This is a genomic window from Stenotrophomonas maltophilia group sp. RNC7, assembly GCF_030910085.1.
In the GTDB taxonomy this organism is placed as follows: Bacteria; Pseudomonadota; Gammaproteobacteria; order Xanthomonadales; family Xanthomonadaceae; genus Stenotrophomonas; species Stenotrophomonas sepilia.
In genome coordinates this window covers 1-17,576 of record NZ_JAVFVN010000249.1, presented here as the reverse complement: position 1 = coordinate 17,576, position 17,576 = coordinate 1, and the positions used below count along the sequence as shown (strand labels likewise).

The following is a 17,576-nucleotide window of genomic DNA, read 5'->3' as shown; positions in this document are numbered from 1 at the left end:
CCGATATCGAAATTTTCGATTTCGATGGAAATTTATCCACGCATGGCGGGATCTACCCGATCGCGGAAATCTGTCGGAGGTGGGGCGGTGTCGGAGTGCGGGGTGTCAGCCGCATGGGCCCGAGGCATGCCTCGGGCGGGTTGGGCAGGACGCCCAACCCCGGTCTTGCCGTGTGCGCAGGAAAGCGCACACGAGCAAGCGGCTGCCAAGCCTGCAAGGACGTACTTGCGGCGTCCCCGCACTCCGACACCGCCCCGCCACCCCACGGAATGCCAGCTTTTGCTGTTGCTGTTGCCTTGGCTTGAAGGCTTCGGCGCGTGCAGGGCGCAGCCCTGCCGAAAACCCCACCCTCAGCCGTCGCCCTGGATGCCGCCGGGTGCCTGCGCCGGGTCACGCCAGCGGCGCACCGTGCGCTGGAAGAACAGGTTGTTCGGCAGCTGCAGCACCGTGCCTTCGTGGCCGTCGCCGGTTTCCTGCAGTGTGGTGTAGATCAGGTTCACGTCGATCACCCGGCCCTTCAGGCCCGGCTTCTCGCCGTTCTCCAGCACTTCGATGTAGTCATGCAGGCGGAACGGGCGAGTGGTGAAGATCAGCAACGTGCAGAAGATGTTGGAGAGCACGCTCCAGGCCGCGAAGAAGGCCACCGCGCCCACGGCGGCGAAGCCGGTAAACGCGGTCCACAGCACCGACGGCTTCGCGCCGAGCAGGCTGAGGATGTACAGCAGGGCACTGAAATAGACCACGAAACTGGTGATCCGGCGTGCACCCATCGCCATTTCGGGCGGCAGCGTGTAGTGCTCGGCAAAGCGCCGGATCAGGCGACGGGCGAGTACCCGCAGCAGCCAGGCGACCAGCAGCACCAGCACGATCTGCAGGGCCACGCCCGCGTAGTTCAGCCATGGGTGGCTCCAGGCCGGCAGGTGATCCTTCAGCGACAACATCATGGGGGCGAAAACAGGTGGCGGGAACGGCCTCGATGTTACCCGGCGCGTGCCGGGGTTTCGACCATCGGTGACCACGCCAGGCAGACCAGCTCCTGGCGATCCTGCTGCAGGCAGGCGCGGCCGTTGTCGGGCCACAACCGCAAGGACAGGCCCGATGCCTGCAGCACGACGCAAGCGACGATTACCAGCAGGGCGGCGCAGGATGGGCTGGACATGGCGGAACTCCCTGGAGGTGTTTTCTCGAATGACCTTGCATGGATGCAGCCATCGTCGAAAAGGTTGCATGGCCTTGATCGGCGATGGCAATCGGCTCTAAACCTTTTTCCGGGTCGCCGCATCCAAACGATATGCTCGACACCACCATGCCAGCGCCGCCTGCCGCCCACGCCCCTGTCGACGAACCCGCCCTGGTGCGGGCGGCCGCCGCCGGTGACACTGCGGCCTACGAACTGCTGTACCGGCGCCATGCGCCGCGCGTGTTCGCCGTACTGTGGCGCCTGTGCGGGGGCCAGCAGGCGCGTGCCGAGGATGCCCTGCAGGAAGCGTTCCTGCAGGCATGGAAGGCGCTGCCGGGGTTCCGGTTCGAAAGCAGCCTGTCGACCTGGTTGCACCGGCTGGGCGTCAACGCCGCACTGATGGAACTGCGCGGGCGCGCCGCCGGGCAGGACCACGACAGTCTGGAGGAGGTCGACGGCGGCCTGCAGGAGCTGGCGGTGCACGACCGTTGTGCCGGTACCGAGCGCGACCTGGAGCGCGCACTCGCGACGCTGCCTCCGAGGGCGCGTGCGGTACTGGTACTGCACGACATCGAAGGCTGGAAACACCAGGAAATCGCCGAGCAGCTGCAGATGGCCGTCGGCAGTTCAAAGGCACAGCTGCATCGTGCGCGCGGCCTGCTGCGCGCACGGCTGGGAGACATGACATGAGTACACACGAACACGATTGCGATCACGATCTGCTAGCCCGGCTGCGCGCGCTGCCGAATGAGCGCGATGTACCGGCCGATGGCTGGGCACGCCTGTCTGCCCGGCTGCCGCCGCGTGAACCAGAGGCAGCACCTGCGCCAACCGGCAAGGTGGTGGCCCTGGCAACGCGTTCGCGGCGCCGCTGGTGGTTGCCGGCCGGCGCTGTCCTGGCTGCCAGCCTGGCGATCTACGCCGTGGCCCCTTGGCGGCATGCGCAGCCGGATATACCGGTGCCGTCCACGCTGCAGTTGCAGGCTGCGGCGATGACCGAGCAGTACCGGCAGGCGGTGGCCGCGCTGCCCGCAGGCCGGGCACCGGAATGGCAGCCGGCGCTGCACGAACTGGATGAAAGCGCGGCACAGATCCAGGCCGCGCTGGCGCAGGACCCACGTGCGCCTCACCTGCTTGGCCAGCTCAAGCGCACCTATGCGCTGCGGCTGGAACTGACCCGGCAGGCGGCCTATGCCGCCGAGTCCGGCCTGACGACCTGAGGAGACCCCCGATGACACGAACCCTGATGACCTGCTGCGCCGCGCTGTTGCTGCTGCCCGCGGTGGCCCTGGCTGACACCCGGATCGACGAACGCCACAATCTAGCCGCCGGCGGCCGCATCGAACTGAGCAACGTGGCCGGCAAGGTGACCGTGCGTGGCTGGGACCGCAACGACGTGCAGCTCACCGGTACGCTCAGTGATGGCCTGCAGCTGCGCCAGGAAAAGAGTGCCAACCGCGTCCGCTGGGAGATCGAGTATCCGCGTCGCAGCAACAACGGCGGCGCAACGCTGGTGCTGAACGTGCCGCGCTCGGTGGAGCTGCTGCTGAGCACGGTCAGTGCCAGCCAGGACATCAGTGGCATCGACGTGCGCCGCCTGCAGGCCGACACCGTCAGCGGCAGCCTCAGCGCCTCCGGTCGCAGCGGTGACAGCAAGCTCAATACGGTCAGTGGCGGTGTCAGCGCGCGCCTGCAGACGCCGAAGCTGGACGTAAATACGGTCAGTGGCCGGATCGTGGCCGGGAGCGGCGTGTCCGGCGACATCGGTGCACAGACGGTATCCGGCCGGGTCGAGGTCGATGCCGGGCGGGTGCAGCGGCTGGCGGTGGAAACCGTATCGGGCAGTATTGACCTGTCGGCGGCCGGGCTGGCGCCGGGAGGCCGTATCAATGTCGAATCGGTGAGTGCGTCGGTCAACCTGCGCCTGCCGCGCGCCGTCTCGGCGCAGCTGTCGGTGAACAGCTTCAGCGGGTCGATCAACAGCGATGCTGGCCAGGTGGAGCGGCCGCGCTACGGCCCCGGCAGCCATCTTGACACGCGGCTGGGCAGCGGCGACGGTGATATCCGCATCCAGTCGCATTCGGGCAGTGTTCGGGTAAGCCTGGATCGCTGAGCGCGATCCGGCAGGCCGCGGCGGCAGCGCCGCCGCGGTCGCTACTGGGTCAGCTGGCTTTCTTCAGCGCCCAGGTGGTGCCGAGGACTTCGATCTTGCCACCGGCCTTGCGGAACGCTGCCAGGTCCGAAGCGATCGAATCGCTGCTGACCACGGTGCTGGCGGCCGCGCCCTTGCGTTCGCTGCGGATGCTGTTGCTGGCCTTCGCGGGGGTCTTTGCCTTGCGGGGCATGGTTGCTCCTGTCAGGTGGAAGGGGAGGAAAGCGCCCAGGCATCAGCCTGGCGCAGGTAGTCCTGCCGCTCGCGGCGGCAGTCACTGCCGCCCATCGAGAACTGGCGGCAGATCGCCGGGCGCTGCGAATAGATCGTGCAGCGCAGGTGATAGGGATCGATCGCCGCACACCAGCCTTCCTCGTTGCGCGCCATCACGGCACGGCCGTGGGTGTCGCGTGACAGGAACTGGCCGGGCACGTGGTCGCCGGACTGCAGCAACACGGGCAGCCGGCAACAGACCGCGTCACAACGGCGGCAGTCGATGGGTGCATGTGCTGCGTCAGGTTGTAAGGCCTCAGGGGCCTGGCGGGTGCCCAAAGCGGGTCTCGATGGCGGCTCCGGTGGTACGCGGACCATGAACGAGCCAGGAAGGCATGGCCGCTAGGCCCGCAGGGCGGGCCAGGCTGCACCGTGGACACACACCGGCGTGGCCGGTGGAAGGTGCAGCAGGGTTCTAGCCGACCAAGAGTAACTTGGATCGCGTAACGTTTTGTTAATCCTGGCTGGCTGCCGCCAGCGCAAGGCCCTGGACCACGCCCAGCGAGGGCTCGCCGTGGACCATGCGGGCGCCCGGGAAGGCCTCCGCAACGGCCTGGCGCAGATACCCGGCGCGGGACATGCCGCCGGTCAGGAACACCGCGTCCGGGTCGCCGCCGATGTCGCTGCGGACCTGGGCCAGCAGCTCCCGGAGCTGCTCCAGATAACCATGGGCGGCTGCGGCCAGGCCGTCGGCGCTGCTGTCGGCATGCAGGTCGCGGGCGATGTAGTCCAGCGTGCTGCGATGTTCGCTGGCGGCGCTGAGGGCGATCTTGGCGCGCTCGACGTCGCGGTACAGGCGGGCGGTATTGCCGGTGTCCTGCAGGGCCTGCAGGCGCGCGCCCCACGGATTGTCGACATGGTCATACTTGTGCTGGCGGAAGTCGCGCTGGCGGGTCATGTCCTGCACGGTGGCCGCTTCCACGTAGTGGTGGGCGGGCACGCGGGTGATGCCGCGGCCGAACAGCGGCATGTAGCTGGACAGGCTCAGCGCCAGGTCGATGTCGGTACCGCCGCGGGCGATGCCCCAGGCGCGGTGGATGCGCGGGGCGTCGTCGCCGCCGACTTCGGCGTGGGCGATATCGGTGGTACCGCCGCCGATGTCGACGATCACGGCCTGGTGCCGTTCGCGGCTTTCGGCGTGATAGTGCATGGCCGCCGCGGCTGGTTCCTCGAGGAAATCGATCTGGTCGAATCCGGCTTGGCGGGCGGCTTCGCGCAGGATGTCCAGCGCCTGGTCATTGCCGGCCGCACCGATCGAGCTGCGGAACTGCACCGGACGCCCGAGCAGGGCCGCTCGCAGCGGCTGGCCAAGCTGGGCGCTGGCGGTCAGGCGGATGTGTTCGAGGATGTGCGCGGCGATGCCGGTGATGGTCTGCTTGGCGCGCGGGTGCAGGTTGTAGCCGAGCATCGATTTCGGGCTCTGCACCAGGTTGCCTTCGTGTTCCTCGAAATAGGCTTCCAGCGCTTCGTCACCGTAGACCGCATTCTGCAGCAGGTCGCTGGCACTGCGTTCCTTGCCGGCACGGGCCTCCATCCATTCCCGGCGCAGCGCGCGCAGGGCTTCGCGGCGCAGCGCCTGCGGCGTGCGTTCCTGGCCGGCGGCGCGCGCCGCACGCGCAGCGCTGTTGATCATCTGCTGCAGCTGGTGCTCCTGGCCGTCATCGAGCTGGAAGTCATCCGGGTCGGGCACCACGCCGGGGAAGTACACGCTGGTCCGGAACTGCTCGGCGTCGCCGAAGCGGATCGGCAGCAGCTTCCCTTCATGCACGATGGCGGCGGCGGAGTTGCTGGTACCGAAGTCGATGCCGAGGCGCATGGGGAGTTCCGGGGGCGATCAGGGGCCGCGCACTCTGCTGCAGTTCGCCGCCGACTGCAAGGTCCCGCAGTTTCCTGTTCCGGGCCGGGTCAAGGAGGTCGCGGCGTACTGCCCGGAAAAGGCCAGGGGAGCCGGGCGGTTACAATGGCGGCTGTTGATTCACTTTGAGGTACTTGCTGATGTCTTCTGCCCCTGCCTGCCCGCAGTGCACCCTGGAAAACACCTACGCCGATGGCGCGCTGTGGATCTGCGCCGACTGCGGCTTCGAATGGACCGCCGAGGAAAGTGCCGGTTCGACCCTGGTCGTGCGTGACAGCAACGGCAATACCCTGCAGGCCGGTGACACCGTCACCGTGATCAAGGACCTGAAGGTGAAGGGCTCCTCGATCCCGCTCAAGCAGGGCACCGTGATCCGCAACATCCGCCTGGTCGAGGACGATGCCGAGCACATCGAAGGCAATTCGGACAAGATCAAGGGCCTGGTCCTGAAGACCTGCTTCCTCAAGAAGGCCTGACCGGCCTTCAGCGCCTGGCCTGCTGCCGTGCGCGCCAGCGGGCCAGGCTGTCCAGCTTGGCCTGGTAGCGCGCCTGCTGCGGCGCCCCGCCCAGTTCCCGTGCACGCAGCAGCTCACGATCAGCGTGCTTGAGCTGGCCCGCCAGGAAATAGACCCGCGCCAGCCCGAAGTGGAACTGGTGCGCGGTGTCGTACAGGCGCACGGCCTTCCGGTAATAGCGGATCGCCTGCTGCAGTTGCCCGGCGCGTTCGGCCTCGGCTCCGAGCAGGTACTGCGCGAACGGGTCTTCGCGCTGCACCGATTGCAACCGCTGCTCCAGTGCCTGGGCCTGCGCAATCATGCCGAGCTTGCGGTAGAGGGCGCTGGCGTTGGTCAGTGCAGCATCCTGGCGGCCGTCCAGTCGCAGCGCCCTTTCCAGTGCCCGTCGCGCGGCGGCGGTATCGCCCGTGCGGTTTTCCAGCACACCCAGGTTGTTCCAGGTGGCAGCGAAGCTGCCGTCCTGCGCCAGCGCGGTATCGAAGAAGGTACGTGCGCCCGCCATGTCGCCGCTGGCCATGCGTTCGGCACCGCGATTGTTGTAGAAGTGCGCCAACGCCCGCGCCTGGCTGATCGGCAGCGGCCCGCGGCGGTCGTACAGCACATTGCGATCCAGATCGACGGTGGCGAAGCGGCCGGCGAAGCCGACCCCGGCATTGACGTGGCCTACGCTGTAGACCAGGCCCTGGGCCTGGTCCTGGTACCACGACACCACCTGGCCGACCTCCTGCACGCGCGCCTGGATGCCGGCTTCGCGTGCCAGCGCGACGAACATCAGGGTAAAGGCCAGGCAGTTGGCGCGTCGCTGCTGCCAGATCTCGCTGACGGTAAGGGTCGCGTCGGCGTCGTACTGCAGGTCCATGCCATGGCGGTCGAAGATCATCTCCACCAGCGCCTGCAGGCGCTGCTCGCGCGAATAGCTGCGACGGGTCACCTGGGTGTGCAGCATATCGAGCATGGCCGGTGGAATCGCGAACACCTGCTGCGGCGTCGGAATCGTCGGCGCGGCGGTGCTGGCAGTGAGCGCAGGGACTTCGTTCGCGCCAGGGTTCAGGGCGATCGCGGAGGGTGCCGCCAATGCGGCCAGTGCGAGCAGAACGGATCGGGCGGCAGGACGGTACATGACGGCTCCCGGCAGCGGCGGGCGCTCCCGCCTGAGGCGAGTGTAGACCTGTGCGCGCCCCCCTGCAGTGACCGCTGGTCGGTCCGCGCGTTCATCCACAGCCGGTGTGGACCAGCGCTCGACAAAGCTGTGGACAACCGCGTTGGGGCCCCGTGCGAAGGGCGTTGTGAGGGTGTGGTGAAAAAATGGCCAGCTTGCCCGCTGCCGGCGCAGGCGGGATGATCCGGTCATGGACTTCTCCCCGCTGACGCTCGCTCCGGCGCAGTGGCAGGCGCTGCAGGACAGCTATGCGACGCCACCACGTGCCTACCATCACTTCGGCCACGTACGTGCGGTGCTGCAGCACTGCCAGGAGGTTGCCGACGGTCCAGGCTGGCAGCAGCCGGCCGAGGTCTACCTGGCCGCGCTCTACCACGATGCGATCTATGTGGCGGGGCGAAAGGACAACGAGGCGCGTTCGGCGCAGCTGGCCCTGCAAGTGATCGCGCAGGCGCCGGAACTTGCCACGGTCGACGCGGCCCGGGTCGAGCAGCTGATCCTGCTGACTGCCCGCCATGGCGAGCTTGGCCCGGACGATGTCGATGCCGAGGCCGCGTTGTTCCTGGACTGCGACATGGCGATCCTGGCCGCGCCGGAACCGGTGTTCAGCGCCTATGACCGCGGCGTGGCCGAAGAGTACAAGGGCGTGGTGCCGGGCTTCCTGTATCGCGCCGGCCGCCGCCGTTTCCTGCAGGGCCTGCTGCGTGCACCGCGCATCTTCCTCAGCGAATTCTTCCACCAGCGACTCGATGCGGCCGCGCGCGACAACCTGCGCCGGCAGCTGGGCCGCTGAACCAGCCCGGTACACTGGGGCCTGTTTCCACCGATTGCCGCTTCCAACCGTGTCCGTCCCTGATCCCGATCCCCGCCCGTTGCCGCCGGAAGAACCCGGTCCGAACGAATGCTGCGGCAGCGGTTGCCCGCTGTGCGTGCTGGACCTGTATGCCGACGAGCTGCAGCGCTATCGCAAGGCGTTGGCCGAATGGCTGGCGCGGCACCCGGAGGCGTCCGCATGAGCCGCGCGCGCCCAGCGGCACTGCTGGCGTTGGCGGCGCTGCTGCTGTTCGTGGCCACCGCGCTGTGGACCCAGTTCGCACGCACCGATCTGGACTGGGTGCGGGCCACGCTCAGCCTCTATCTGCACGGGCCGTGGGGGCTGGCATTGCGCGCGGCCTACTGCCTGCTGGCATTGGCGATCGCCCTGCTCGGCATCAGCCTCTACCGGGGCAGCATCGGCCCGCGGCGCAGCGCGGCGGCGCCGCTGCTGTTCACTGTCTCGGCACTGGGCCTGGCCACGGTCGCCATCGGTGACAGCTGGCTGCCGGAAGCGACGCCGCTGCTGGCACCGTTCATCCATGGGCTGGCGGCCAACACCGCGTTCCTGTGTGCCAGCGTCGGCATGCTGCTGCAGGCCTGGTACCTGCGCCGCGAACCGGGTTGGCAGTCCGCCGCGGGCCTGCTCTGGGGCTGGGCCTGGCTGGCGTTCGTACTGTTGTGGCTGCATGTGTTGTGGCGCGCCGGTCCGCCGCGCGGGCTGGGCCAGAAGGTCGTGATCGTGGTGATCGTAGGCTGGCTGCTGTACCTGGCGTTGGCACTGTACCGGCGCAGTCGGCGTACCACGGCCGACTGAATCGCCAACGGCCTGCACCGGTACGTGCCGTGCACGCGGTGGCGGCGTATCGTGTGCGCATTCCATCGGGGATGCGATATGAAGCGTGCAGGGCTGGGCAGGGCAATGGGTGTGGTACTGGCGCTGGCCGCGCTGCCGGCGACGGCGGCGGGGACCCCGCAGCAGTTCAGCCATGGGCGGTTCGAGCAGATTCCGGTGCACATGCCGGCCGGCACGCCGCAGCGGGTGGTGATCTGGTTCCACGAGCCCACCCCGGGTGGTGACACCAGCCGCCTGCCGATCGAAGCCCTGCGTGCCGACGGTGCCATGGTTGCCGCTGTGGACATCGCGCACCTGCGCGGCGTGCTCAAGCGCGAGGGTGATCCGACCTGTTCGTTCGGCGCCGGTGACGTCGAGAACTTCTCGCGCTGGCTGCAGGCGTCCCTGCATCTGCCCGGCTACCACCTGCCGCTGGTCGGCGGTGACGGCGAGGGTGCCGAGATGGCCTATTCGCTCGCGGCGCAGGCTGACACCCAGGTGTTTGCCGGCCTGCTCACCACCGGCTTCTGCCCGGACCACAACCACCAGCGCATGGTCTGCGGCGATGGTGTGAAGCACAACACGCTGCAGCCCGCCGAACTGAATTTTCCGTGGTTGAGTGCCGCTGGCGATCACGGCTGCAAGGTGGGCGAGGCCAGCCAGTTCGTGCAGCAGGTGGCGATGGCGCGCGAATTCAAGCGCACCGCGCGCGGTGATGCGTCGCCGGGCCTGGTCGCCGCGGCGCGGGTGATCGGCGCGCAGGCCGGGGTCAGTCTGGCACCGCCGCCGGCCGCGCTGAAAGGCCTGCCGGTGGTGGAAGTACCGGCGACCGGTAGCGGCGATACGCTGGCGGTATTCGTTTCCGGCGATGGTGGCTGGGCCGGCCTGGACAAGGACGTGGCGTCGTCGCTCAACGAGCACGGCGTGGCCGTGGTCGGCATCGACTCGCTGCGCTACTTCTGGAGTGAGCGCACGCCGAAGGGCTTTGCGGGCGACCTGCAGAAGATCATCGATCACTACCGCCAGCAGTGGCACCGCGACAAGGTGATGCTGATCGGTTTCTCGCAGGGCGCCGACGTGCTGCCGGCCACGATCAACCAGCTCGACGCCGGTACCCGCGAGGCGCTGGAGCGCATCGTGCTGCTGTCGGTGGGCAGGAAGGCCGACTTCGAATTCCATGTCAGCAACTGGCTGGGCGGTGGCGGCGACGGCCTGCCGATCGCGCCGGAAGTGGCCAGGCTGCCGGCGGAAAAAACGTTGTGCGTGTACGGCGACAAGGACGAGGACGCACTGTGCCCGGACCTGCCGGCCAATGACGGCGTGAAGCGGGTGAAGCTGCCGGGCGACCACCATTTCGGCGGTGACTATGATCGGCTGGCCGAGGTGATCCTCAAGGGCGGGGCGTGAAGCGGAGAGCGTGCGAACCAACGGTTCGCACCCACCAGAACGAGCCGCGGTAACGCCGGGCCACGCCCGTCAGCGTGTTGGCGCTGGCGTGTCGACCAAGGTCGACACCTGCCGGGTGGTGCGGGTCGTCAGTTGCGCCGCGGGTCCAGAGAGATCAGGCGCGTGGCGTCCAGCAGCGCCGCCGGCAGGTGCATGCCGCCAGGCGCGGCGAGATAGCGCGGCCGCCACTGCGGATCGAACTTCGACTTGAAGCGGCGTAGGCCACTGAACCCGTAGAAACGTTCGCCATGCCGCGCCAGCAGGCCGGCCAGGCGGTTCCAGCGGCCAGCCAGACGATGCTGTGCCAGCCCGGAAAGCGGCGCCATGCCCAGCGAGAAACGTGCATAGCCCTGTGCGCGGCCCCACAGGAACAGCTCGATGAAGAGGAAGTCCATCGTGCCCTTCGGTGCTTCGCTGACGTGGCGCATCAGGTCCACCGACAGCTCGGCGCCGGCCGGTGCCTGCCACAGGTTGGCGAAGGCCACGATCTGGCCTTCGGCCTCGACCAGCGCCACCGGGAAGCGCACCAGGTAATCCGGGTCGTAGCTGCCGAGCGAGAAGCCCTTTTCGTCGCCGGCCTTGTCTTCCAGCCATGCGTTGGAGATCGCGTGCAGGCGCGGCAGCAGGCTGGGAATTTCCTCCACGGGCGCCACGCGGAAGGACAGGCCACCCCGCTTGCCCCGGTTCCAGGCCTGGCGCAGGTCGGCGCGCTCGCGCCCTTCCAGGCCGAAATCATGCAGCGGCACCATCGCTTCTTCGCCCAGCTTGACCAGCCCCAGGCCGAGGTCAAGATAGGTCTGCCAGTAGGACTCGCCGACCTGGTAGAAGACAGGGCGCAGGCCGAGGCGGTCGGCTTCCTCGCGGAAGCGCCAGATCAATGCGCGGGCGACGTCCGGCGGGCCGACCGGGTCGCCCATCGCGATCAGCGAACCCCCATAGCGCTGCATCATCACGAAGCCCAGTTTCGCTTCATCGCGCAGCACTGCCTTGTCAGCAGTCAGCACCAGGCAGGCCTGGGTGTCGGTGGCACCGGCCAGGACCGGCGCCAGCGATTGCAGCGTCGCTTCATCGGCGGCGGGCAGCGGGCTGCGTGTGCTGTGCAGCAGCCGCGCCAGGCCGAACATCACCAGCGCGATGGCCACCACCAGCAACGCACGCAACGCGCGCGGTGCGTTGCCGGAGACCGCGAACTGCCACCACAGCTCGTTCTGGTATTCGACATGGCTGTAGGTGAAGAACAGCAGCCAGGTCACTGCCACCAGCACCAGGCCCAGGTTGCGCAGCCACGGCCAGGACCAGGCTTCATCCAGCAGCGCACCCTGGCGGTAGAACTCGCGGCGCGCGGCCCACAGCGCCATCGCCACCAGCACCGCCGAGACGGCGATCAACGGTTGGCCACCGCGCAGCCACAGCGGCAGCGGGGTGACCACGCACACCGCCATCGCCAGCATCCACGCCGCGTGGCTGCGACGGGCCAGGCCCTGCCCGATCAGCAGCAGCGCAACACCGCTGAGGCTGCCGATCAGGTGCGAGGTTTCCAGGATCGGCAGCGAGGCATTCACCAGGTGCCGGCGTGGCGTGGGCAGGGTGCCATCGATGACCAGCGCGGCGCCGATGCTGAACACCGCCAGCGCGATGATCTGCGGCAACCATGGGCGCAGTGCGTTCCAGCCGGCGCGGGTTGCCCCGGCACTGGCCTGCAGCGGCTGGCGCAGCGCGGGCGCAAGGGCGAGCAACGTGGCCAGCACCAGCGGTAGTACGTAATAGGTCACGCGGTAGATCAACGCGGCCGCCAGCACCGCCGCCGGTGCCACCTGGGGCAACAGCTTCAACAGGCTCCATTCGAACACGCCCAGGCCGGCCGGCACGGTCGAGACCAGGCCGGCCAGTACCGCGACGAGGTACAGGCCGACGAAGCCGGGCAGGCCGGTGGGCGTCGAGTCCGGCAGCAGCACATAGAACGCGGCGCTGGCCAGTACCAGTTCGATCACGCTGAGCACGGTGACGCCGAGCATGGTGCGGCGGTCGGGTAGCCACAACGCATGTCCGAACACGCTGAACTGCCGTCCATCGCGACCGACCAGCAGCACGGTACCCAGATAGGCGAGCAGGGCGACGATGCCGACGATGCGCACGGCATCGGGATTCAGTGGCAATGCCAACGCCGCTGCCGCCGGTTCCATGCAGAGCGCCACGCTGATCAACAGCCACGCACCGAATACGAAACCGAGCGTGCTCATCAGCACCACCTGGCCGATCTGCGCCAGGTCCAGGCCGGCGCTGCGGTAGCCACGCAGGCGCACTGCGCCACCGGTCAACGCGGCAAAGCCCACCGTCTGGCCCAGCGTATGCGCAAGGAAGGCGGTGATGCCGATGCGTGCCGGATGCACGCGGATGCCGCTGCGGCGCAGGCCGATGGCATCGAAGCCGATCAGGCAGGCGTAGCTGGCCAGGCCGAGCATCACGGTGAGCGTGATCTGCAGGCCACTGAGCTGGCGGAATGCCTGGCGGATGGCGCGGTAGCCGTGCTCATCGAATTCACTGGCCAGGCCATGCAGGGCCAGCGACAGGATCAGCAGGGGAACGACAATGGTGATAACCCGCTTCCATGCCGGGGTGGAGGAAGCGGCGGCGGGGTTGGTGGCTGCGGTCATCGGCGCAAGGGTGCGTCAGGAGGGGCGAGTGCGGTGTCAACGCGGGGCGTGGCGCATCGTGCGCCTGTCGCCGCCATTTGACCAGCGGATGTGTCGGAGCCCGGTAGTGACGTGTCGCGCGGGGACCCGTGCACCCACCGTTGACCGGATTGGAGGACAATGCGGGCCTGATCACCCGCAGGAGCCACGCCCATGATGGAGCGTTACGACGTCGGACCGCGCATGTCCGAAATGACCGTGTACAACAAGGTCGCCTACCTCTCCGGCCAGATTCCGGAAGACACCAGCCAGGACATCACCGGCCAGACCCGGCAGGTGCTGGCGGAGATCGACAAGCTGCTGGCGCTGGTCGCCAGCGATCGCCAGCACGTGCTGCGTGCGGAAGTGTTCCTGGCCGACATCGCCGACTTCGACGGCATGAACAAGGCGTGGGACGAGTGGGTGGTCGAGGGCGCGACCCCGGCCCGCGCAACCTTCGAAGCCAAGCTCGCCCACGCCGAGTGGAAGGTCGAGATCGTGGTGACGGCAGCGGTGCCGTAACTGCGGGATGGGGTCAGGTCCCTTTCCTGCGGAAAGGCATCTGACCCCTGTTACAGCGGCAGCAGCTCGATGCAGTCCACCGGGCACGGCGGGATGCACAGCTCGCAGCCGGTGCACAGGTCGGCAATGACCGTGTGCATGTACTTGGCGCCGCCGACGATGGCGTCCACCGGGCAGGCCTGGATGCACTTGGTGCAGCCGATGCAGTCGGCTTCGACGATCAACGCGACCTGGGCCGCCTTGTGCTCGCCGCGCGAACGATCGAACGGAATCGCCGGTACGCCCAGCACCTGCGCCAACGCCCGTGCACCGGCGTCGCCACCCGGCGGGCAGCGGTCCACACCCGCCTCGCCACGTGCCATTGCCTGCGCGTACGGGCGGCAGCCGTCATAGCCGCATTGCCCGCATTGGGTCTGCGGCAGCAGGCGGTCGAGGCGTTCGGTCAGGGGCGGGATCAGGCTCATGCGTGGCGAAGGCTGCGCGTTGGGTTATTTCAGGGGCTTGCCGCGGAACCAGCGCTCGTGGGCCAGCGCCAGCATCGGCTTGTCTTCGGAACTGTCACCGTAGGCATGGATGCGCACGTAGCGCGACAGATCGAACTGGCGGCGGATGTGCTCGGCCTTGCGCGGACCGCAGTCGCCACCGGCGTAACGGCCGGTCAGGCGGCCGTCCTGGCTTTCCAGCCGGTTGCAGATCAGCTGCAGGCCCAGCTGCTCGCACCACGGCCGCAGGTACAGGTCCAGCGAGCCGGACACGATCACGACGGTGTGCCGCTGTTCCTTGTGCCAGCGAATCTGCTCCAGCATTTCCGGGCGCACCACGTCGGGCAGGAACTCGCGCGAGAAGCCTGCGGCCAGCGTGGCGATGTCATCGCTGTGGCGGTCACTGAAGGTCAGGCGGGTGACGCGTGCACGGATGCGTTCGGCCGAGATCAGCTTCAGCCTGTACGCGGCCAGCCACGGCCCGACTTTCCACCATGCCTGTGCCAGCTGTTCGGCGGTGGCCACGCGGCGCAGGAAGCGGCCATAGGTATCGCAGGTGGTCACGGTGTGGTCGAAGTCGAACAGCGCCAGTTCCATTGCGTTGCTTCCCATCGCGTTGCCTCCCGGGGCCGGAGCTGCCGGCGGGCGTGGCCGCAACCACGCCCGCTGCAGGCATCAGCGGACCGGCATGCCCGGCTGCGCGCCGCTGTCGGCGTCCAGCAGCGCCAGTGCGCCACCGTCGAAGCCGGCCGACAGGATCATGCCTTCGCTCAGGCCGAAGCGCATCTTGCGCGGGGCCAGGTTGGCGATGAACACCACGCTGCGGCCCACCAGCTTCTCCGGTTCGCCGTAGCTGCCACGGATGCCGGAGAAGATCTGGCGCTTGCCCAGCTCGCCGGCGTCCAGTTCGAAGCGCAGCAGCTTGTCCGAACCTTCCACGAACTCGCAGACCAGCACCTTGCCGATGCGCAGGTCGAGCTTGGCGAAATCGTCAATGCCGATGTAGGCCGGGGCGTCGGCGCTCTTTGCTTCGTCCTTGGCCGGGGCCGGAGCCGGGGCGGCCGGCTTGGCGGCGGGGGCAGCGGCAGCCGCCGGCTGCAGGGTGTCCTTGGAGGCGTCGATCATGGCGTCAATCTTCTTCGGGTCAATACGGGTGAACAGCGGGGTGTACTCGGTGATGCGGTGTCCCAGCAGCGGTTGCGCCAGCTCGGTCCAGTCATTCACCGGCGCGGCGAGGAAGGCCTCGGCCTGCGCGGCGGTGGCCGGCAGCACCGGCTTCAGGGCGGTGACCAGCACGCGGAACAGGTTCAGGCCCTGGCTGCACACGGCCTGCAGCTGCGCATCGGCGCCTTCCTGCTTGGCGATGACCCACGGCTTGACGTCGTCGATGTAGCGGTTGGCTTCGTCGGCCAGGGTCATGGTCAGGCGGATCGCCGCGGCCGGGTCGTTGCGCTCGTAGGCTTCACGGATCGGCGCCAGGCCATCGACGAAGCGCTGGTACTGCGCCGCATCGGGGAGCTGCGCGGCCAGCTGGCCGTCGAAGCGCTTGCTGATGAAGCCGGCGCAGCGGCTGGCCAGGTTGACGAACTTGCCGACCAGGTCGGCGTTGACGCGGGCGATGAAGTCACCCAGGTTCAGGTCGAGATCGTCGACGCCACCGCCGGACTTGGCGGCGTAGTAGTAGCGCAGCGCTTCCGGCTCCAGGCCGGCATCGAGGAAGGTACGGGCCATCACGAAGGTGCCGCGAGACTTGCTCATCTTGGCGCCGTCCACGGTCAGGTAGCCGTTGACGTGCAGGCGGGTCGGCGCGCGGTGGCCGGTTCCGTGCAGCACCGCCGGCCAGAACAGCCCGTGGAAGTTGACGATGTCCTTGCCGATGAAGTGGTGCAGTTCGGTGGCGGTGCCGGCACGCAGGTGCGCTTCGAAGTCCTCACCGTTCCTGCCGCACAGGGTCTGGAAGCTGGACAGGTAGCCGATCGGCGCGTCCAGCCAGACATAGAAGTACTTGCCCGGCTGGCCGGGAATCTGGAAACCGAAGTACGGCGCATCGCGCGAGATGTCCCACGCGCGCAGGCCGCCTTCGGCATTGAGCCACTCGCCCAGCTTGGCCTTCACGCCCGGCAGGGCGACATCGCCGGCCAGCCACTCGCGCAGGAACGCATCGAAGTGGCCCACCTCGAAGAAGAAGTGCTCCGAATCGCGCATTTCCGGCGTGGCGCCGGAGATGACCGAACGCGGCTCCTTCAGGTCGGTCGGTGCATAGGTCGCGCCGCAGACTTCGCAGTTGTCGCCGTACTGGTCGGCACTGCCACAGTTCGGGCAGATGCCCTTGACGTAGCGGTCGGGCAGGAACATGCCCTTGGCCGGGTCGTAGAACTGCGCGACCGAACGGCGGCTGATGTGGCCGGCCGCTTCCAGCTTCAGGTAGAACTGCTCGGTCAACGCCTTGTTGGCCGCCGAATTGGTCGAGTCGTAGTGGTCGAAGGCCACGCCGAAGGCGGCGAAGTCACGTTCGTGGCTGGCCTGGATGTTGGCGATGAAGGTTTCCGGGGTGACCCCGGCCTTTTCCGCGGCCAGCATGATCGGCGTGCCGTGGGTGTCATCGGCGCAGACGAACCAGGTCCTGCCGCCGCTCATTCGCCGCGCACGTACCCAGATGTCAGCCTGGATGTAGCCGACCAGATGGCCCAGGTGCAGCGGGCCGTTGGCGTAGGGCAGGGCGGTGGTGACGAGCGCGGTACGGGTCATGGTCGCGGGGTGAAGCCGAGGGGAACCGCAGAGTATCGCATGCCCGCAACGACGTGACCCGGCCGGGGCCGGGTCACGGGGTTGAAGCAGGTGCGGAGCGCTTATTCGCGCTGCCAGGTCTGCGCGCGGCAGATGAAGGCGATGCAGCCGGATACGTCCAGCCGGGTGCCGCCAGGCTGCAGTTCCATCTTCGACTTGTAGGTCTTGCCGTTGGCCGGGTCGAGGATGGTGCCGCCGGACCACTTGTTGGCGCCGTCGGCCTTCAGGTTCCAGAGGATGGTCATGCCCTTCACCGGCTTGTTCCTGTTGGCGCCTTCACAGCCGTCACAGACCGGGTTCGGGCCCTTGTCCGAGTGCAGGATGTCGACCACCTTGCCGGTCAGCGTGCCGTTGGGGGCCTGGGTGATCTCGACGATCGACTTCACCTTCCCGGTCTTGTCGTCGATGGTCTTCCAGCGGCCGGCGGCGCCGTCGGCGGCCTGCGCCGAAAGTGCGGCCAGGCACAGCGGCAATGCCAGCAGCAGGGTCTTGAAGGTCTTGCGCATGGTCCCCTCCCAGGGTTCATTCCGGCACGGTGCCGGCATGGGTCGACTGTATACCCATTCGGCGGAGTATGGGGAAGGGGGGCGTTGCAGGGTTGCGCCCTGCACCCGCAGAGGCAACGGCAACGGCGGGATTCCGTGGGATGGCGGGGCGGGTCCGTTTGCGGGGGGCGCTGCAAGTCCCCCTCCGGGGCCCGGCCCAGCCGCTGGCGGCTGTGCGTTCGGGCGCTTGCGAAGCAGTGCTTCGCAAGCAAAGCGCCCTCACCCATGTAAGCTCGGTCGCCGCTTGCTCGTGTGCGCAATCCTGCGCACGCGGCAAGACCGGGGTTGGGCGTCCTGCCCAACCCGCCCGAGGCATGCCTCGGGCCCATGCGGCTCACGC

20 protein-coding genes are annotated in these 17,576 nt (G+C 68.1%); 9 read left to right on the top strand and 11 right to left on the bottom strand.

The features are described 5' to 3' along the window. Positions 1 to 350: 350 nt before the first annotated feature. Complete coding sequence (locus RCF13_RS03165; RefSeq protein ID WP_134968338.1) at positions 351 to 944, bottom strand: mechanosensitive ion channel family protein; 594 nt, start codon at positions 942 to 944, stop codon at positions 351 to 353. A 35-nt stretch (positions 945 to 979) separates the two neighbouring features. After that, the gene (locus RCF13_RS03160) at positions 980 to 1,159 is read right to left on the bottom strand and encodes a hypothetical protein (RefSeq protein WP_134968337.1); all 180 of its coding nucleotides are present in this window, start codon (positions 1,157 to 1,159) and stop codon (positions 980 to 982) included. Positions 1,160 to 1,291: 132 nt separating this feature from the next. Between RCF13_RS03160 and RCF13_RS03155 the strand changes: the two genes are divergently transcribed. The 3 genes from RCF13_RS03155 to RCF13_RS03145 are packed head-to-tail and all read left to right on the top strand — an operon-like array spanning position 1,292 to position 3,293. Continuing rightward, positions 1,292 to 1,870 carry a sigma-70 family RNA polymerase sigma factor gene (locus RCF13_RS03155; protein ID WP_005418173.1) on the top strand — a complete coding sequence of 193 codons (579 nt, stop codon included), beginning with the start codon at positions 1,292 to 1,294 and terminating at the stop codon, positions 1,868 to 1,870. Continuing rightward, positions 1,867 to 2,400: a hypothetical protein gene (locus RCF13_RS03150; RefSeq protein WP_134968336.1), complete on the top strand. Its 534-nt coding sequence runs from the start codon at positions 1,867 to 1,869 to the stop codon at positions 2,398 to 2,400. The genes RCF13_RS03155 and RCF13_RS03150 overlap by 4 nt, the downstream gene beginning before the upstream one ends. An 11-nt stretch (positions 2,401 to 2,411) precedes the next feature. After that, positions 2,412 to 3,293 (top strand): DUF4097 family beta strand repeat-containing protein, encoded by an 882-nt coding sequence (locus tag RCF13_RS03145; protein WP_061480626.1) that lies wholly within the window; start codon positions 2,412 to 2,414, stop codon positions 3,291 to 3,293. A 49-nt stretch (positions 3,294 to 3,342) separates the two neighbouring features. On the opposite strand, the gene RCF13_RS03140 is transcribed toward RCF13_RS03145, so the two are convergent. The 3 genes from RCF13_RS03140 to RCF13_RS03130 form a co-directional block, all read right to left on the bottom strand. Then, positions 3,343 to 3,525 (bottom strand): hypothetical protein, encoded by a 183-nt coding sequence (locus RCF13_RS03140; RefSeq protein ID WP_005410566.1) that lies wholly within the window; start codon positions 3,523 to 3,525, stop codon positions 3,343 to 3,345. 11 nt (positions 3,526 to 3,536) lie between these two features. Continuing rightward, entirely contained in the window at positions 3,537 to 3,830 is a 294-nt protein-coding gene (locus RCF13_RS03135; RefSeq protein WP_072169117.1) for a YkgJ family cysteine cluster protein, read from the bottom strand. 229 nt (positions 3,831 to 4,059) lie between these two features. Then, positions 4,060 to 5,421: an Hsp70 family protein gene (locus RCF13_RS03130; RefSeq protein WP_231352237.1), complete on the bottom strand. Its 1,362-nt coding sequence runs from the start codon at positions 5,419 to 5,421 to the stop codon at positions 4,060 to 4,062. A 179-nt stretch (positions 5,422 to 5,600) separates the two neighbouring features. Between RCF13_RS03130 and RCF13_RS03125 the strand changes: the two genes are divergently transcribed. Continuing rightward, positions 5,601 to 5,936, top strand: coding sequence for a zinc ribbon domain-containing protein YjdM (locus RCF13_RS03125; protein WP_010482882.1), 336 nt, complete (start codon positions 5,601 to 5,603; stop codon positions 5,934 to 5,936). Positions 5,937 to 5,943: 7 nt separating this feature from the next. Here the strand turns inward: RCF13_RS03125 and RCF13_RS03120 are convergent, their stop codons facing one another. Then, on the bottom strand, positions 5,944 to 7,095 hold the full coding sequence (locus RCF13_RS03120) for a transglutaminase domain-containing protein (protein ID WP_134968335.1): 1,152 nt from the start codon (positions 7,093 to 7,095) through the stop codon (positions 5,944 to 5,946). 229 nt (positions 7,096 to 7,324) lie between these two features. On the opposite strand from RCF13_RS03120, the gene RCF13_RS03115 reads away from it, so the two are divergent. The 4 genes from RCF13_RS03115 to RCF13_RS03100 all read left to right on the top strand — a co-directional run bounded on the left by RCF13_RS03115 (position 7,325) and on the right by RCF13_RS03100 (position 10,189). After that, positions 7,325 to 7,927, top strand: a complete 603-nt coding sequence (locus RCF13_RS03115) for a hypothetical protein (RefSeq protein WP_088496759.1) — start codon at positions 7,325 to 7,327, stop codon at positions 7,925 to 7,927. Between the two features lie 49 nt (positions 7,928 to 7,976). Continuing rightward, positions 7,977 to 8,150: an oxidoreductase-like domain-containing protein gene (locus RCF13_RS03110; RefSeq protein WP_061480629.1), complete on the top strand. Its 174-nt coding sequence runs from the start codon at positions 7,977 to 7,979 to the stop codon at positions 8,148 to 8,150. Beyond that, positions 8,147 to 8,764, top strand: coding sequence for a DUF998 domain-containing protein (locus RCF13_RS03105; RefSeq protein WP_134968334.1), 618 nt, complete (start codon positions 8,147 to 8,149; stop codon positions 8,762 to 8,764). The genes RCF13_RS03110 and RCF13_RS03105 overlap by 4 nt, the downstream gene beginning before the upstream one ends. Positions 8,765 to 8,842: 78 nt before the next feature. Then, the gene (locus RCF13_RS03100) at positions 8,843 to 10,189 is read left to right on the top strand and encodes an AcvB/VirJ family lysyl-phosphatidylglycerol hydrolase (protein ID WP_308140859.1); all 1,347 of its coding nucleotides are present in this window, start codon (positions 8,843 to 8,845) and stop codon (positions 10,187 to 10,189) included. A gap of 128 nt (positions 10,190 to 10,317) precedes the next feature. Here the strand turns inward: RCF13_RS03100 and mprF are convergent, their stop codons facing one another. Further along, positions 10,318 to 12,882: a bifunctional lysylphosphatidylglycerol flippase/synthetase MprF gene (gene mprF / locus RCF13_RS03095; protein WP_134969371.1), complete on the bottom strand. Its 2,565-nt coding sequence runs from the start codon at positions 12,880 to 12,882 to the stop codon at positions 10,318 to 10,320. Between the two features lie 192 nt (positions 12,883 to 13,074). Here mprF and RCF13_RS03090 point away from each other — a divergent pair, with 192 nt between their 5' ends. Next, positions 13,075 to 13,422 (top strand): RidA family protein, encoded by a 348-nt coding sequence (locus RCF13_RS03090; protein WP_005418155.1) that lies wholly within the window; start codon positions 13,075 to 13,077, stop codon positions 13,420 to 13,422. Between the two features lie 50 nt (positions 13,423 to 13,472). Here the strand turns inward: RCF13_RS03090 and rnfB are convergent, their stop codons facing one another. The 4 genes from rnfB to RCF13_RS03070 all read right to left on the bottom strand — a co-directional run bounded on the left by rnfB (position 13,473) and on the right by RCF13_RS03070 (position 17,197). After that, on the bottom strand, positions 13,473 to 13,886 hold the full coding sequence (gene rnfB, locus RCF13_RS03085; protein ID WP_061480619.1) for an Rnf electron transport complex subunit RnfB: 414 nt from the start codon (positions 13,884 to 13,886) through the stop codon (positions 13,473 to 13,475). A gap of 24 nt (positions 13,887 to 13,910) precedes the next feature. Then, complete coding sequence (locus RCF13_RS03080) at positions 13,911 to 14,501, bottom strand: HAD family hydrolase (RefSeq protein WP_061480618.1); 591 nt, start codon at positions 14,499 to 14,501, stop codon at positions 13,911 to 13,913. Between the two features lie 78 nt (positions 14,502 to 14,579). Next, positions 14,580 to 16,652 (bottom strand): methionine--tRNA ligase, encoded by a 2,073-nt coding sequence (gene metG, locus RCF13_RS03075; protein ID WP_061480617.1) that lies wholly within the window; start codon positions 16,650 to 16,652, stop codon positions 14,580 to 14,582. A 101-nt stretch (positions 16,653 to 16,753) separates the two neighbouring features. Beyond that, positions 16,754 to 17,197: a DUF2147 domain-containing protein gene (locus RCF13_RS03070; protein ID WP_049415741.1), complete on the bottom strand. Its 444-nt coding sequence runs from the start codon at positions 17,195 to 17,197 to the stop codon at positions 16,754 to 16,756. Positions 17,198 to 17,576 lie beyond the last annotated feature (379 nt).

Excerpts from the sequence above, each read along its gene's own strand:
- RCF13_RS03165 (WP_134968338.1), bottom strand. The coding sequence starts at position 944 with ATGATGTTGTCGCTGAAGGATCACCTGCCGGCCTGGAGCCACCCATGG.
- RCF13_RS03160 (WP_134968337.1), bottom strand. The coding sequence starts at position 1,159 with ATGTCCAGCCCATCCTGCGCCGCCCTGCTGGTAATCGTCGCTTGCGTC.
- RCF13_RS03155 (WP_005418173.1), top strand. The coding sequence starts at position 1,292 with ATGCTCGACACCACCATGCCAGCGCCGCCTGCCGCCCACGCCCCTGTC.
- RCF13_RS03150 (WP_134968336.1), top strand. The coding sequence starts at position 1,867 with ATGAGTACACACGAACACGATTGCGATCACGATCTGCTAGCCCGGCTG.
- RCF13_RS03145 (WP_061480626.1), top strand. The coding sequence starts at position 2,412 with ATGACACGAACCCTGATGACCTGCTGCGCCGCGCTGTTGCTGCTGCCC.
- RCF13_RS03140 (WP_005410566.1), bottom strand. The coding sequence starts at position 3,525 with ATGCCCCGCAAGGCAAAGACCCCCGCGAAGGCCAGCAACAGCATCCGC.
- RCF13_RS03130 (WP_231352237.1), bottom strand. The coding sequence starts at position 5,421 with ATGCGCCTCGGCATCGACTTCGGTACCAGCAACTCCGCCGCCGCCATC.
- RCF13_RS03125 (WP_010482882.1), top strand. The coding sequence starts at position 5,601 with ATGTCTTCTGCCCCTGCCTGCCCGCAGTGCACCCTGGAAAACACCTAC.
- RCF13_RS03120 (WP_134968335.1), bottom strand. The coding sequence starts at position 7,095 with ATGTACCGTCCTGCCGCCCGATCCGTTCTGCTCGCACTGGCCGCATTG.
- RCF13_RS03115 (WP_088496759.1), top strand. The coding sequence starts at position 7,325 with ATGGACTTCTCCCCGCTGACGCTCGCTCCGGCGCAGTGGCAGGCGCTG.
- RCF13_RS03105 (WP_134968334.1), top strand. The coding sequence starts at position 8,147 with ATGAGCCGCGCGCGCCCAGCGGCACTGCTGGCGTTGGCGGCGCTGCTG.
- RCF13_RS03100 (WP_308140859.1), top strand. The coding sequence starts at position 8,843 with ATGAAGCGTGCAGGGCTGGGCAGGGCAATGGGTGTGGTACTGGCGCTG.
- mprF (WP_134969371.1), bottom strand. The coding sequence starts at position 12,882 with ATGACCGCAGCCACCAACCCCGCCGCCGCTTCCTCCACCCCGGCATGG.
- RCF13_RS03090 (WP_005418155.1), top strand. The coding sequence starts at position 13,075 with ATGATGGAGCGTTACGACGTCGGACCGCGCATGTCCGAAATGACCGTG.
- rnfB (WP_061480619.1), bottom strand. The coding sequence starts at position 13,886 with ATGAGCCTGATCCCGCCCCTGACCGAACGCCTCGACCGCCTGCTGCCG.
- RCF13_RS03080 (WP_061480618.1), bottom strand. The coding sequence starts at position 14,501 with ATGGAACTGGCGCTGTTCGACTTCGACCACACCGTGACCACCTGCGAT.
- metG (WP_061480617.1), bottom strand. The coding sequence starts at position 16,652 with ATGACCCGTACCGCGCTCGTCACCACCGCCCTGCCCTACGCCAACGGC.
- RCF13_RS03070 (WP_049415741.1), bottom strand. The coding sequence starts at position 17,197 with ATGCGCAAGACCTTCAAGACCCTGCTGCTGGCATTGCCGCTGTGCCTG.